12 protein-coding genes are annotated in these 12,791 nt (G+C 44.4%); 6 read left to right on the top strand and 6 right to left on the bottom strand.

Features of this window, described 5'->3' with window-relative positions; genetic code table 11:
- Positions 1–65 precede the first annotated feature (65 nt).
- From ISR87_04595 to ISR87_04570, 6 genes are read right to left on the bottom strand one after another with little or no spacing between them, the layout of a single operon-like run.
- Entirely contained in the window at positions 66–1,775 is a 1,710-nt protein-coding gene (locus ISR87_04595) for a short-chain dehydrogenase (protein MBL7024715.1), read from the bottom strand.
- Complete coding sequence (locus ISR87_04590; GenBank protein MBL7024714.1) at positions 1,765–2,505, bottom strand: rRNA pseudouridine synthase; 741 nt, start codon at positions 2,503–2,505, stop codon at positions 1,765–1,767. The genes ISR87_04595 and ISR87_04590 overlap by 11 nt, the downstream gene beginning before the upstream one ends.
- Before the next feature lie 44 nt (positions 2,506–2,549).
- Entirely contained in the window at positions 2,550–3,104 is a 555-nt protein-coding gene (scpB, locus tag ISR87_04585) for an SMC-Scp complex subunit ScpB (GenBank protein MBL7024713.1), read from the bottom strand.
- A complete protein-coding gene (locus tag ISR87_04580; GenBank protein MBL7024712.1) occupies positions 3,094–3,825 on the bottom strand; it encodes a segregation/condensation protein A in 732 nt (243 codons plus the stop codon). The genes scpB and ISR87_04580 overlap by 11 nt, the downstream gene beginning before the upstream one ends.
- The gene (gene trpS / locus ISR87_04575) at positions 3,825–4,847 is read right to left on the bottom strand and encodes a tryptophan--tRNA ligase (protein MBL7024711.1); all 1,023 of its coding nucleotides are present in this window, start codon (positions 4,845–4,847) and stop codon (positions 3,825–3,827) included. The genes ISR87_04580 and trpS overlap by 1 nt, the downstream gene beginning before the upstream one ends.
- Before the next feature lie 19 nt (positions 4,848–4,866).
- A complete protein-coding gene (locus ISR87_04570) occupies positions 4,867–5,658 on the bottom strand; it encodes a C40 family peptidase (protein MBL7024710.1) in 792 nt (263 codons plus the stop codon).
- Positions 5,659–5,970: 312 nt separating this feature from the next.
- Between ISR87_04570 and ISR87_04565 the strand changes: the two genes are divergently transcribed.
- The 6 genes from ISR87_04565 (at position 5,971) to menC (ending at position 12,784) form a co-directional block, all read left to right on the top strand.
- The gene (locus ISR87_04565) at positions 5,971–7,245 is read left to right on the top strand and encodes an isochorismate synthase (GenBank protein MBL7024709.1); all 1,275 of its coding nucleotides are present in this window, start codon (positions 5,971–5,973) and stop codon (positions 7,243–7,245) included.
- A 129-nt stretch (positions 7,246–7,374) separates the two neighbouring features.
- Positions 7,375–9,096, top strand: coding sequence for a 2-succinyl-5-enolpyruvyl-6-hydroxy-3-cyclohexene-1-carboxylic-acid synthase (menD, locus tag ISR87_04560; GenBank protein ID MBL7024708.1), 1,722 nt, complete (start codon positions 7,375–7,377; stop codon positions 9,094–9,096).
- On the top strand, positions 9,041–9,898 hold the full coding sequence (locus ISR87_04555) for an alpha/beta fold hydrolase (GenBank protein ID MBL7024707.1): 858 nt from the start codon (positions 9,041–9,043) through the stop codon (positions 9,896–9,898). The genes menD and ISR87_04555 overlap by 56 nt, the downstream gene beginning before the upstream one ends.
- Position 9,899: 1 nt before the next feature.
- Positions 9,900–10,721, top strand: a complete 822-nt coding sequence (gene menB, locus ISR87_04550) for a 1,4-dihydroxy-2-naphthoyl-CoA synthase (protein ID MBL7024706.1) — start codon at positions 9,900–9,902, stop codon at positions 10,719–10,721.
- A complete protein-coding gene (locus ISR87_04545; protein ID MBL7024705.1) occupies positions 10,718–11,611 on the top strand; it encodes a 1,4-dihydroxy-2-naphthoate polyprenyltransferase in 894 nt (297 codons plus the stop codon). Before menB ends, ISR87_04545 begins: the two co-directional genes overlap by 4 nt.
- A 15-nt stretch (positions 11,612–11,626) precedes the next feature.
- On the top strand, positions 11,627–12,784 hold the full coding sequence (menC, locus tag ISR87_04540; GenBank protein ID MBL7024704.1) for an o-succinylbenzoate synthase: 1,158 nt from the start codon (positions 11,627–11,629) through the stop codon (positions 12,782–12,784).
- Positions 12,785–12,791 lie beyond the last annotated feature (7 nt).

Here is a 12,791-nt window from a genome sequence, read left to right as displayed (position 1 = left end):
ATGCCAACACAACCTAGAATAGTTGACCTAAATAATTGAATTTTATAAGGGAGTGACGGCAAGAACTACTTGATGCGATAGCCTTTATCCTCGTATTCCAATACCCAATTGACGATGATACCAATATCCATACGTTGGGTTGCCCCTAGAAAACGTCTGTTCCTGAAGTAATAGGAAGAATAATCCTGCTTGGTTTCTTTCTCCATATCATCACCCAATGCTGCAAGTCTTTCCTGCCACTTCTCAATATTAGATTTTCGCAAATCCAGCCAACCCCCGCTGGTCCACTTCTCAATATTTTCAGGATTAATTTCAAGGACAGTTCTCCCCTCAAAATTTGGCTCAGACATATCAGGACCGCGGAGAAATGTGAGACCATCCTTGAATAGAATTGGTGTGCCAACCGAGAGGATTGTGGAGCGCAGCTCCTTATTGGTGAGAATTTCCTTTTCCATTTGACCTGCAAGCTCTTCAGGATCAGCACTCAAGACCTCTGATATATTTCCCTTAAGACGTTTGAGGATGTAGACTTCGTATAACAGTTTTGTGAGACGGGGTGGACCCAGCAATTCGAAAGCCACACTATCCTTCCCCGTTTCTTCCTCGAGGACTTCCATTTTCTTCAGAGCATCCTTTCGGATGAGTCCAGCTCGATAGGAAGGAGCCAAAACAGATGAATCAAGACTGGAAATGATGTCATTCCCCGTATTTCCACCCTTGATCTCCAGAAGCGTCAAATCAGCGATCTCTTCAGGTGTTACGAATTCCATTTGACCCTCGCCAGTCAAAACCGAGAATTCTCCAGCGGAGAAATACCCATTTTCACCAGCATCGATATATACTGACTCTAGAAACTCATCTCCCACTCTCTCCCAGGTAGATTCAGGGGATTTACTCAGGGCATCACCTAATATTGTGGTTTCATGTGGTAATGAATCATAGAGAGGTATGTGACTTCCCCTTCTCACTACCTTGCCGTAACCAATTTTTTTCCAGGCGATGGCAGCGGTGGGTTTGATTTCTTTGATTATGGGAGCATTGGGAGTTCTGCCAAGCAACCAGAGCAACATGGTATGAGCGCCAGCCAAAGATGACTTACTCATAAGCATTTTCGAAGGTTTGTCTTCAGAATGAGTATAGGGAATATTAAAACCCATACCACCCGTACCACTGGTACCCACTTTTAAATACAATTGAGTATCAGCCTGGCGCATACTTTCGATAAGTATTTGGACGTGACGAATTAACTGAGGGATATAAAGCGTGGAGATTATTCGTTCAACCGTATCAATCAGCTTATCGTCAACCGTTTTGCCCTTGCGGATTTCATTGATTTCTGCCCGTAGCTCTGCAACAATCTGATAAACATTCTGGTAGGCAAAAGCTGTGGCGGTATTAATACAATCAATGAGGATTTGTGGCTTATGCTTGTCCATGATCTGATATAATTTCGAATTATCAATAATATCTGGACCGAGATCATCATAAATATCATGAATCATTAATTCCACTTGTTCAGTGTTGGCATAAATATCGGCCTTTGACAGATAGGACAATTCGTTTCGCACAAAGAGATCACCATGAACAGAAATTATTTTCGTCCCTTTATTGAGGGGATGATTTTCCAGAATGTTCTGAATTTCTTCAGCCTCATTCTCCCTCAAGGATGTAACGATTAATTCAGAGGGTATTTCTTCAAGCAGTTGTTTAGCAATGGCTTGACCAACCAGTCCCCAACCACCAAATATTAAGACGCGTTTACCTTTAATGTCCATGTGCCAATTCCTTCAATTTTGCGATCTCGGCAGCTGATAATTCCCGGTACTTGCCCAGGGAGAGATCATCTACTCTTAAAAATGCAAATTGCTCTCTATGGAGTTTCACCACCTTGTGACCCAGAGCCATAAAAATTCTCTTTATTTCGCGTTTTCGACCCTCTCTCAGGATGAGTCTGATTTCTGTAAATCTTTCGAAATAATTGTAGTCAAGAACCTCTGCGATTGCAGGTGTTTTAGCTTCAATATTTATGCCAAGTGGTAAGCGATCCAGGTCATCCTTGCTCACTTGTCCAAGAACCCTGACTGCATAAGTTTTGGGAATTTGAAATTTTGGATGGGTCAGGCTATATGCCAGGTCACCATCATTTGTTAGAATAATGGCCCCTGTGGTATCATAATCCAACCTGCCAACAGGATATATTCTCTCCTCTGAGGGAATTAAATCGATGATGGTGGTTCTGCCATAGGGATCATTTGTTGTGGTAATGACCTGCGTAGGCTTATTCAATAGAAAGTATTGATAGTTTGCTTCAAGAACCATCCGCTTACCCTGAAAGACAACCTCATCAGAAAGAGGGTTCACACGGGTTGCCGGATTACTTTCAATCTCGCCATTAATTGTGACCAACCCTTTTTGAATTAGATCATCACAAACCCTTCGCGAGCCAAGACCAGACATGGCCAGAAATCGATTGAAGCGTACTTGTTCTTCAGGTTTTTCAGTCATATTACTCAAGATTTTGTATATGATCCAAGGGATCAAGTGGTTGATTAAACCAGCTCTTGGTCGTCCTCTGCAAGAATATCCTCTACTTCTCTAAGTCGAGGCAAGTCTTTTACTGAATTCAGACCAAAGTATTGTAAAAACTCAGTGCTGGTGCGATATAAGAGGGCGCGTCCAGGACCATCCTCTCGGCCACGAATTTCCAAAAGTTTCCTATCCAGGAGTGTGCGCAGTGAAGAGTCAGAGCTGACACCGCGTATAGACTCAATATCATTTCTGGTTACCGGTTGCTTGTAGCTCACGATAGCCAGTGTTTCCAGCGCTGCCTGGGATAATCTGAGTTTTCCAGATTTGGAAAATAGACCCTTGATATAAGGTTCGAACTCTCCATTGGTCACGATCTGATACCCGCCAGCAACTTCCTTGATGAAAAAAGCCCTTCCGGACTGCTCATAATCTATTGTCAACTCACGAATGACTTCCTGGAGGGGTATTTTGCTGACACTATCCCCCAGACAGGTGTGAAAGCGAGTTTCTGTGAGGGGCTCTGGCGTAGCAATCAGCAAGGCTTCAACAATCTGCTTTAATTCATTAATTTCCAAATGTGCTACCTCTTGATATAAGTAGATCATCAAACAATTTTGATTGCTTTACTTTGACCTGGCGATTCCTCAGCATCTCAAGAATGGCCAGGAAAGTGACAACAACAACCAAACGAGATTCAAATTTCTCCAACAGACCTGCAAAACTCAATTTGGCGTTGGCCTGGAGTAAAGCACTGAGATATCCGACTTGTTCACTCAGCGTCACTTCTTCAACTGCTACAGAATGAGTAGCAGGTTCTTCATAGTTTTTGATAAGATACTGAAAAGTAAGCATGATATCATACAGTTTGACATCTTCCAAAATAGCCGTGTTATCTTCCTGTTGGGGACTCCATGATGCAGGAATATGATAATAATGAGGTCGTTCAAATCTTTCCATTTCAGAAAATGTTGTGGTGGCTTCTTTGTAACGTTTGTATTCGAGCAACATGTTCATCAACTCGGTACGGGGGTCTTCAATCTCATCATCACCATCAGCTTCAATGGGTAATAACATGCGGGCTTTGATTTTCATCAGGGTAGCTGCCATGAGAACAAAATCGCCAGCAGAGTGAAGTTTCAGCTCTTTTGCCAGACTGACATATTCCAGGAAATTTTTGGTAATTTGTGCAATTGGAATATCATAAATATTTAACTCATCCCGTTTAATTAAAAACAATAATAGGTCCAATGGACCTTCAAACATTTCCAGATCAATACGGTGGAGTTGATTCTTCATCACGACCGGCCGGCGGGTACAAATCCTACTTTTCGATAGACTTTGCTGATGGTTTTCGAAGCCATATGACTCGCTCGCTTTGCACCTTCATCCAGGATTCCGGTGAGATAGCCCTTATCAGCCATGATATTATCATAGCGGTTCTGAAATGGCTCCAGGAAGGCAACTAAAGAATCGGCCAGTTCAGTTTTAAATCCACTGTATTGTTGACCTTCGAAGTGAGTAACAACATCAGTGGGTTGCATATCATTTAATACTGAATAAATAGTCAGCAAATTCCCGATACCTGGTTTTCCCAGAGATGCTTGTGTGATTTCTCTCGCAGAATCTGTGACAGCTCGTTTGATTTTGCGTCTCAATACAGTTGGCGGATCAAGAAGTGATATGTAATTGTTTTCATTGCTATCAGATTTGGACATCTTTTTATCCACATCCTGGAGACTCATAATTCTCGCCCCCGCTTTAGGAATAAATGGCTCAGGAACCTTAAACGTAGGTGAGTATGTATTGTTGAACCGATTGGCTATATCTCGAGTCAATTCAAGATGCTGTTTTTGATCGGCCCCTACAGGGACCAGATCCGTTTGATAAAGTAGAATATCAGCAGCCATTAAAGCGGGATAGGCATAAAGGCCAGCATTAATATTATCTTCATGCCGCTTTGACTTATCCTTAAACTGAGTCATTCTGTTCAACTCACCCATATAGGTAAAGCAGTTTAACACCCAGGCAAGTTCGGCATGCTGAGGTACATGGGATTGAATAAAGATGACATTTTCTTCTGGGTTAATACCTGCCGCCAAATACTGTGCGGCAAAGGATAAACACCTGTTTCTTAAATCTGCAGGTTTCTGGCGAACGGTGATTGCATGCATATCCACAACCATAAAAATGCCCAGATAATCCTGCTGCATTTGCACCCAATTACGCATCGCTCCTACATAATTCCCCAGAGCCAAATGCCCGGAAGGTTGAATGCCTGAAAGCAGGATTGGTTTTTTCTCTTTCTGTAGGTCGCTCATATTTTATTCATCTTCAATTTTATATAACTCGCATGGTCCTGGTGAAATTTTTTGGATATTTCTTGAGAAAGAAGTCAGAATGATCTGGATTAAGGCTGTTCAACTTCACAAAGCCTGAGGAATGAATAAAATCACCTTCACCAAGGGAAAGAGCAACATGGGTGATCTGTTCGGATCTCTCGGTAAAGAATATCAAATCTCCAACTTCCCAACCTGGATAATCATCTTCAACCCTGGTACCCACAGTAGCTTGCTGATAGGCATCTCTGGGGAGCTGCAAGCCATTCAAGCCAAATACGGTTTGGATGAAGCCTGAACAATCGAAACCCTTGGGAGATCGGCCACCCCAAAAATATTGAATGCCTTGAAATCCAAATGCAGTCTGAATGAGTCTCTCAACATCAACTGAATCCATTAGGGGACGCGGGCTATTTTTTACCCAGCCCTTTATACCATCGGGGAGTAGCAATTGTACCCACCCATCTTTTTTGTCCAGCAGGGGAAGCCTGGATAGAAGAGTGATATCACGTGATGTGTTTGATTGGGTGTCAGGACTCTGAAATACCCAGGAAATTTGGTCGCCATGGTAATAGAATGTGTTATCCTCCCATGCAGCAGGTTTTTCGACGACGAAAAACCGCCCGACCCAACCTTCGTACCCATCTTCTTGTCGCACCCGAAACCAATCTCCTCTTTCCTCCAGCACGTCCAATGATTCGCCCAGATGAGTCTGTGAAGTTGTTTCAGATTTAAAAGTAGCATCTCTATAAATGTTAGCGATGCTGACATTTGTTAACATCTTTAAGGTCAATTCGCCCCTCCTTTGCGAGGAGGAATTTAATCGCTGATAACGGTGAAACAAGGGTTGCTAAAATCTGATCTCTTTGCAAAACTGAATGTGAGAGCTGCATGAAAAATAGTGTTTGCCCACCTCTAGGCTTTTCACTAAATAGTCGCCATGGTAGATGAAACACTTCAACTCTTTCAGCGATACCCCGCATCACCATTCTAAGAAGTAAAACTGGTTAATATGGACCCTATCACTTTTTCAACTGCCAAACTTCGCCTTCTTGAACAAATTCGAAATGCCTGTTCGGAGCCCCATTCACATGAAGCTCCTCGGATGATTCGGTGCAAAGTAGAAGTCGAAAAAGTTGCTGCCATGCAATGGTTGGCCTGTCAATCCATTCCTATCAAGACCTACTGGGCAAACCGCAACCAGGAATTCAAAATGGCCGGGCTAGGAGTTGCACATGAGATTTCAGGTCAGGAAACACCAGATCTGACAAAACTATTCGACGACTTGCACACTTTTCTGGATCCAAAATATCCAGATCTTCGGTATTATGGTGGTTTCCAATTCAATCAGGGTAGTAAACCCTCACAGGAATGGAAAAGTTTTGGAGCCTATCGCTTTATCATTCCTCAATTCGAGCTACATCGTTCTGATGAGGGAACCTTCCTGGTTTACAACTTTCTACAGAATACTGAGAATTGCGACCCTCCTGAGGGAATCGTCAATCAGCTCGAGGATGTTCAATTTGAACTCACTCTCAGCGATTGGGAGGAGCGTACCATCTTGCATCGACGGGATATTCCAGACTGGGCAGAGTGGCAATCTTCACTCAAAACGGCCCTCGAGGAAATGAATGCTGGCAAATATGAGAAGGTCGTTCTGGCAAGAAAAGCAACCTTGACCTTCAATGATCCAGTTGATCCCGTTGCCTACTTGCTTCGCTTGAGGAGAATGACGGAAGAAACCTTTAATTTTTATTTCCAGGCGGATGAAGGCCACGCCTTTTTAGGAGCTACTCCTGAGAGGTTATTCAAGCGTCAGGGACGCACCCTCCACACCGAGGCCATTGCTGGTACTCGCCCCAGAGGATTAACAACCCGTGATGATGAACGTTATGCCAGAGCGCTACTGAATTCAGAGAAAGAGCTCAGAGAGCATAGTATCGTTGTTGATATGATCAGAAATGTGCTTGAGAAATACTGTCACAATCTGGTTGTAGACAATGAGGTTCAAATCACTCGACTTTCCCATGTCCAACATCTCTGTAAACATTTCAAATGCGAGTTGGATCCCGAGACGACTGATGCAGATTTGATTAAAGCGCTTCATCCCACCCCTGCCATGGGTGGCTACCCCACGGATATTGCACTGGAAGCCATTGAGGATTTGGAGCCATTCAATCGTGGCTGGTATGCTGCGCCCATAGGATTTGTAGGTCATGATCATACTGAGTTCGTGGTGGCAATCCGCTCTGCATTGATTGAAAGGGAGAGGGTTTCTCTCTATTCAGGTGCCGGGATCGTATTGGGTTCTGATCCAGCTGAGGAGTGGCAGGAAATCGAAGACAAGATCAGCAAATTCTTAAAAGCACTGGATCTCTAAACTCACCTCATTCCAGGTATCCTGGATCTGTACCAATTCTGTTTTGTCACTTTATTCAATGTCCATCTTCATTAGATTGCAGGCCATGAGATTAATTCAATTCAAACCGGCTTTTGGGTATCCGGCTCTATGATGACCAACCTTGATGTTGCACAGATAATCATTGAGGCACTCTCGCATTTGGGAGTAAATCAATTTGTGATCTCCCCCGGTTCCCGATCCACACCCCTTACCGTGGCAATTGCCAGGCATCCTAAAGCAAATACTTTGGTTCACTACGATGAACGTGGGGCCGCATTTTTTGCCTTGGGTCATGCACGAGCTACCCAGATGCCCGCTGTGCTGGTTTGCACTTCAGGAACCGCTGTGGCCAACTATTTTCCTGCATTCATTGAAGCTTCAATGGATAATGTCCCCATGATCGTCCTCAGCGCGGATCGTCCTCCTGAACTCATTGGCGTTGGGGCAAACCAGGCGATTTTCCAGCAGGATATTTATGGCGTTTACCCCAGACTTTCACTTAACCTACCACCCCCTGAACCCCTGACATCAGAAATTGATATTCTTAACCAGGTAAACCGGTTATTTAATAGTAGCACGACAGTGCGTCCAGGTCCCGTCCACTTGAATTGTCAATTTCGCGAGCCCTTGCTGCCAAAAGGGGTGGTGGGTTCCGAATTGCCAACTTATAACGTTGACTGGGTGAAAAATAATCTGCGACCTATTTCTGGGCTGTCAACCTCCCTCCCTCTCCCTGCTGAAAAGCTTCAGCTCGTGCTTCAGAATTTTGAGAAATCCAAACGAGGTATCATCATTGTGGGCAGGTCAGTGAATCAGTCATACAACCAATCCATTCTTCAACTCTCAGAATCCTTAAATTTACCTATACTCCCAGATGTACAATCACAGCTGAGATTTGAGCGCCATGCCCATATTATTAATCATTTTGACCTGGTGCTTCTTTCTGATGAGGCACAACAACAGAGACCAGATTTTGTTATGCATTTTGGCGGGGCCTTTACCTCAAAACGGCTCCTTAATTATCTTGATGATTCAAACATTTTCTACGTCTCAGTAAAAGAAACCCCTGAACAAATTGATCCAAACCACCAGGTCAGCGTTGAAATTCAAACTGATATAGAAAATTTCTGCCAAGGCATGTACTTTCTTGAGATTGTGGAAGAGGATCAATGGCTAAAATCATGGCAAACCATGGAAACACACACTGCTATGGCCATTTCGAATCTATTAGATCATGAGCCACAACTTTCTGAACCTGGAACAAGTTACCAGCTTTCAAAAATAATTCCCAATACCCACGCCCTCATGTTGGCCAATAGTATGTCAATCCGAGAGATGGAAATGTTCGCATCAACAAGTTATTTCAAGGGTGAGATCTTCGCAAATCGCGGAAGTAGTGGAATTGATGGCTTAATAGCAACGGCAGCGGGATATGGGGCTGGCTCTCAGGGACCCGTCACCATTCTCTTGGGAGATCTCGCTTTTTTACATGATTTGAACTCCCTGCAGCTGATTAAAAATTCTGAGCAACCCATTATTATGGTGGTTATGAACAATGATGGTGGCGGCATATTCAGTTTTCTGCCAGTACGTGAGGAAACAGACGTTTTTGAGACTTTTTTCGGAACACCCCACGGGTTGACCCTGGAAAATGCCGCATCCATGTTTGGCCTATCTTATGCAAATCCAGCAGATATGAGTGAATTTCAAACCACATACAGCCTGGCTGCCAAACAGGGAAAATCCATCCTCATTGAACTATTTACGGATCGAGTTGAAAACCACGGTTTCCACCAACAAATTTTTCAAAGCCTCCGTGAATCCTCCTGACGCCACATACAAATGGGATTACCGGTTTGAAGGAAGAAAGGAGGGATATCCCCTGCTCTGGCTGCATGGTTTTATGGGCTCCGGAGATGATTGGCTTAAACTCGTTCAATCCCAATTCTCAGATTACTGCAATATTCTGGTAAATCTGCCAGGCCATGGTCGATCGGATTTCCCTGCTGATACTCCGTTTACATATTTGCTCACATCCCTGGTCAAACAGCTTTCTCTATCAGGAATTGAAACCTTTACGCCCATTGGGTACTCCATGGGGGGGCGTGTTGCATTTCATCTTCAAAATCTTGCTCCAGAGAGAATCCCAGCCCTCATTTTTCTGTCCAGTGCTCCTGGATTAAAGACCAGGGTTGAACGAGAACAGCGAAGCATTGATGATGACATCCTGATGGACAGACTAGAACGTTTGGGTATTTCAACATTCCTGAAGGAATGGTATTCATCTCCCTTGTTTGGTGATATTCAGAATCATTCAACACTTTTTGGTGAGTTGTGCAAGATGAGACAAATTAATGACGTGCAGCAATTAAGAAGAGCTCTGGTCTTGATGGGAAATGGAGCGTTGCCTTCACTCTGGGGTAATTTAAAAGACATTGCAGCTCCAACTCTGCTCGTGACAGGTGAGTTGGACTTAAAATATTTCCAACTCAATCAGGAAATAAATCAGAAAATACCTGGGAGTATCCACCATCAAATTGCTGCTGCCTCGCACGCCTTTCATCTTGAAAAACCATTGGAAACAGCTCGTATTATTACACATTTTCTGAGCGAAACAATTGAAGGAGAATAAAGTGACATCCATAAAGTGGGAATCTGCCGGCGAGTACACTGATATTCGTTACCATAAATACAATGGAATTGCCAAAGTGACCATCAATCGGCCGGAGAAACGTAATGCATTCAGGCCATTGACAGTCATGGAAATGATTAAAGCCTTCGAGAATGCACGTGAGGATCCTGAAATTGGAGTCGTCATTCTGACTGGCGAAGGCGAAAAGGCCTTCTGTTCTGGTGGGGATCAATCCATCCGTGGAGATTCTGGATACCAGGACGGAGAAGGCGTACATCGACTCAATGTGCTTGATCTTCAACGTCAGATTCGGACCCTTCCAAAACCTGTCATTGCCATGGTAGCTGGATACTCCATCGGTGGTGGACATGTGCTGCATTTGGTTTGTGATCTTACTGTTGCTGCTGACAACGCAATTTTTGGCCAAACCGGACCAAAAGTCGGATCCTTTGATGGTGGCTATGGTTCCAGCTATATGGCTCGCATTGTAGGTCAGAAAAAAGCCAGGGAAATCTGGTATCTTTGTAAACAGTATTCAGCACAAGAGGCTCTGGATATGGGATTGGTCAACACAGTTGTCCCCCTGGCAGACCTTGAGAAAGAAACGGTTGCCTGGGCTGAACGAATCCTGGAGCACTCTCCCTTGTCTATTCGTCTGTTGAAATCTGCATTTAATGCTGATGTTGATGGACAAACTGGCCTGCAGGAGTTGGCTGGAAATGCAACTCTCTTATACTACATGTCTGAAGAAGCTCAGGAGGGTCGAAACGCTTACAATGAGAAGCGAAAGCCCGACTTTAGAAAGTACCCCTGGCGCCCTTGACCACTCCAAATAGACCTGGGATAAATGAATGGGTTCAGGCTGCACGGCCATGGACACTTGGCGTTGCAGTATCCCCGGTATTCATGGGAACCATCATCGCCCACACTGAGGGCGGTATTCAGTGGCTGGCTGCTGTAGCAGCCATGCTGGGTGGTGTATTCATTCAGATCGGGACCAACCTGGCCAATGATTATTTTGATTTTAAAAAGGGAGCTGATACAGCGTCAAGAGTCGGTCCCCAGCGTGTAACTCAATCTGGACTCATTGCCCCGAGGACCGTCAGAAATGGATTCTTAGCAAGCTTTGGGATCTCCTTTTTATTAGGTATTTATCTGGTTTATGTGGGTGGATGGCCCATCGTGGTCATTGGCTTGCTCTCCCTCTTATTGGGTGTCATCTATACTGGTGGACCCTTTCCTCTGGCCTACCATGGGTTGGCAGAGCTTCCGGCTTTCCTATTTTTTGGACCCATAGCATGCGCCACGACAACATACGTCCAGACAGGCACCTGGATTATTTCATCTCTCGTTGCAGGAGCGTCAGCCGGTTTCTTTTCAGTAGCTTTGTTGTCCATCAATAATCTTCGGGATTATCAGGAAGATAGAAAAGTTGGGAAACGTACACCCATAGCAATTTATGGTCGTCGCTTTGGCGTTGTTGAATATGGTTTGTCCATCTTGACTGCCACACTTCTCCCCTTACTCCTGGTTTTCATTGCTCCAGCTCATTCCATGATTGGAATCACAGCCATGACCAGTCTTATGGCCCTCCATGCCCTTCGGATCACTGTTAACTACAAGGAGTCATCGGAGTTATATGCTGTCCTAAAAATGACCAGCAAATTGCAGATCATCTTTACTGTCATCTTCATGATCTCATGGATGATTTGAGGATTACATCAAACCATGGAATTTTCTACTCCAAATTTTGCCGGAATCAGCTTATTGCCTCCCTACCAGGATATCCATCTTGAATTAAAATCTGCGCGCATTTATAAATACACCCTCCCCTTTAAGGATGCTTTGGTTTTAAAACATACAACTCTCAACCACAGAGAAGGTCTCATCCTTGTCCTGACAGATACGAGCGGACATGCTGGAATAGGTGAAGTTAGTCCCCTCCCTGGATTTAGTCGCGAAACATTGGAAACCGCCTTGCTCAATACGACCATGCTACTGGATAAAATGATCGGGGCTGGTGAATTTACGGCTCACTGCTCCCCTGAAAGCAATGGCGGTTGGATAGAAAGCGTCGCTCCTGCTGTCTCCCATTTTGGCGTGGAGACAACCATTTTGTCACTCCTGGCAAATATCAATGGTGTGACACCTGGCGCCTTGCTGTTTGGGAACTCCAGCGAAAAAGTCCCGATTAACGGCTTGATTCGAGGGTCACTCTCGGATTGGGTTCCAGAAGCCGAGAGAATGATTGGCTCAGGTTATAAAACGCTTAAAGTAAAAGTTGGCCGAATAAACAGTATTCTTGAGGCCAGAGGCATTCAGGATATTCGAAAGTTTGTCGGTCCTGAAATCAAGTTACGGCTGGATGCGAACAGAAGTTGGGATCTGGCAACAGCCATTGAGTTTGGCAAAGCCGTGGAGTCTGCTGACATAGAATATATAGAAGAGCCCATGCTTGAACCGATGGACCTGCCAAGATTTTTTGATGCATGTGGTATCCCATTTGCCTTTGATGAAACCTTGCATCAAATCATGGATCCAACCATCTCATTTGAGTCATATACTGGATTACGAGCTCTGGTGTTAAAACCAACTCTCATTGCCTGTACAGCAAGACTTATTGCACTGGTGAATCAAGCCAGGGAGAACGGTGTACAACCCGTCATATCCTCAAGCTACGAAAGTGATGTGGGATTAATCCATCTGGCACAGCTCGCAGGTTCAATTAGTGGCGAAAAGATCGCCGTTGGCCTGGATACCAGATCAGCACTCACTTCTGGAACCACATTATCCCCTGCAAGAATTAAAGATGGATACATGTTTACAAAAGCATTAACCACAAAGGATTTGGATCTCAGCCACTGTGAGCTACTCTATCAATCCTAAGTCAACA

This window comes from Candidatus Neomarinimicrobiota bacterium, from assembly GCA_016784545.1.
Classification (GTDB): Bacteria; Fidelibacterota; UBA8477; order UBA8477; family JABMPR01; genus JABMPR01.
This window is presented reverse-complemented; position numbering and strand designations above follow the sequence as displayed.

Bases quoted from the DNA above. Each gene is read 5' to 3' on its own strand.
- trpS (MBL7024711.1), bottom strand. From the start codon at position 4,847: ATGAGCGACCTACAGAAAGAGAAAAAACCAATCCTGCTTTCAGGCATT.
- menD (MBL7024708.1), top strand. From the start codon at position 7,375: ATGATGACCAACCTTGATGTTGCACAGATAATCATTGAGGCACTCTCG.
- ISR87_04590 (MBL7024714.1), bottom strand. From the start codon at position 2,505: ATGACTGAAAAACCTGAAGAACAAGTACGCTTCAATCGATTTCTGGCC.
- menC (MBL7024704.1), top strand. From the start codon at position 11,627: ATGGAATTTTCTACTCCAAATTTTGCCGGAATCAGCTTATTGCCTCCC.
- ISR87_04580 (MBL7024712.1), bottom strand. From the start codon at position 3,825: ATGAAGAATCAACTCCACCGTATTGATCTGGAAATGTTTGAAGGTCCA.
- ISR87_04565 (MBL7024709.1), top strand. From the start codon at position 5,971: ATGATTCGGTGCAAAGTAGAAGTCGAAAAAGTTGCTGCCATGCAATGG.
- ISR87_04595 (MBL7024715.1), bottom strand. From the start codon at position 1,775: ATGGACATTAAAGGTAAACGCGTCTTAATATTTGGTGGTTGGGGACTG.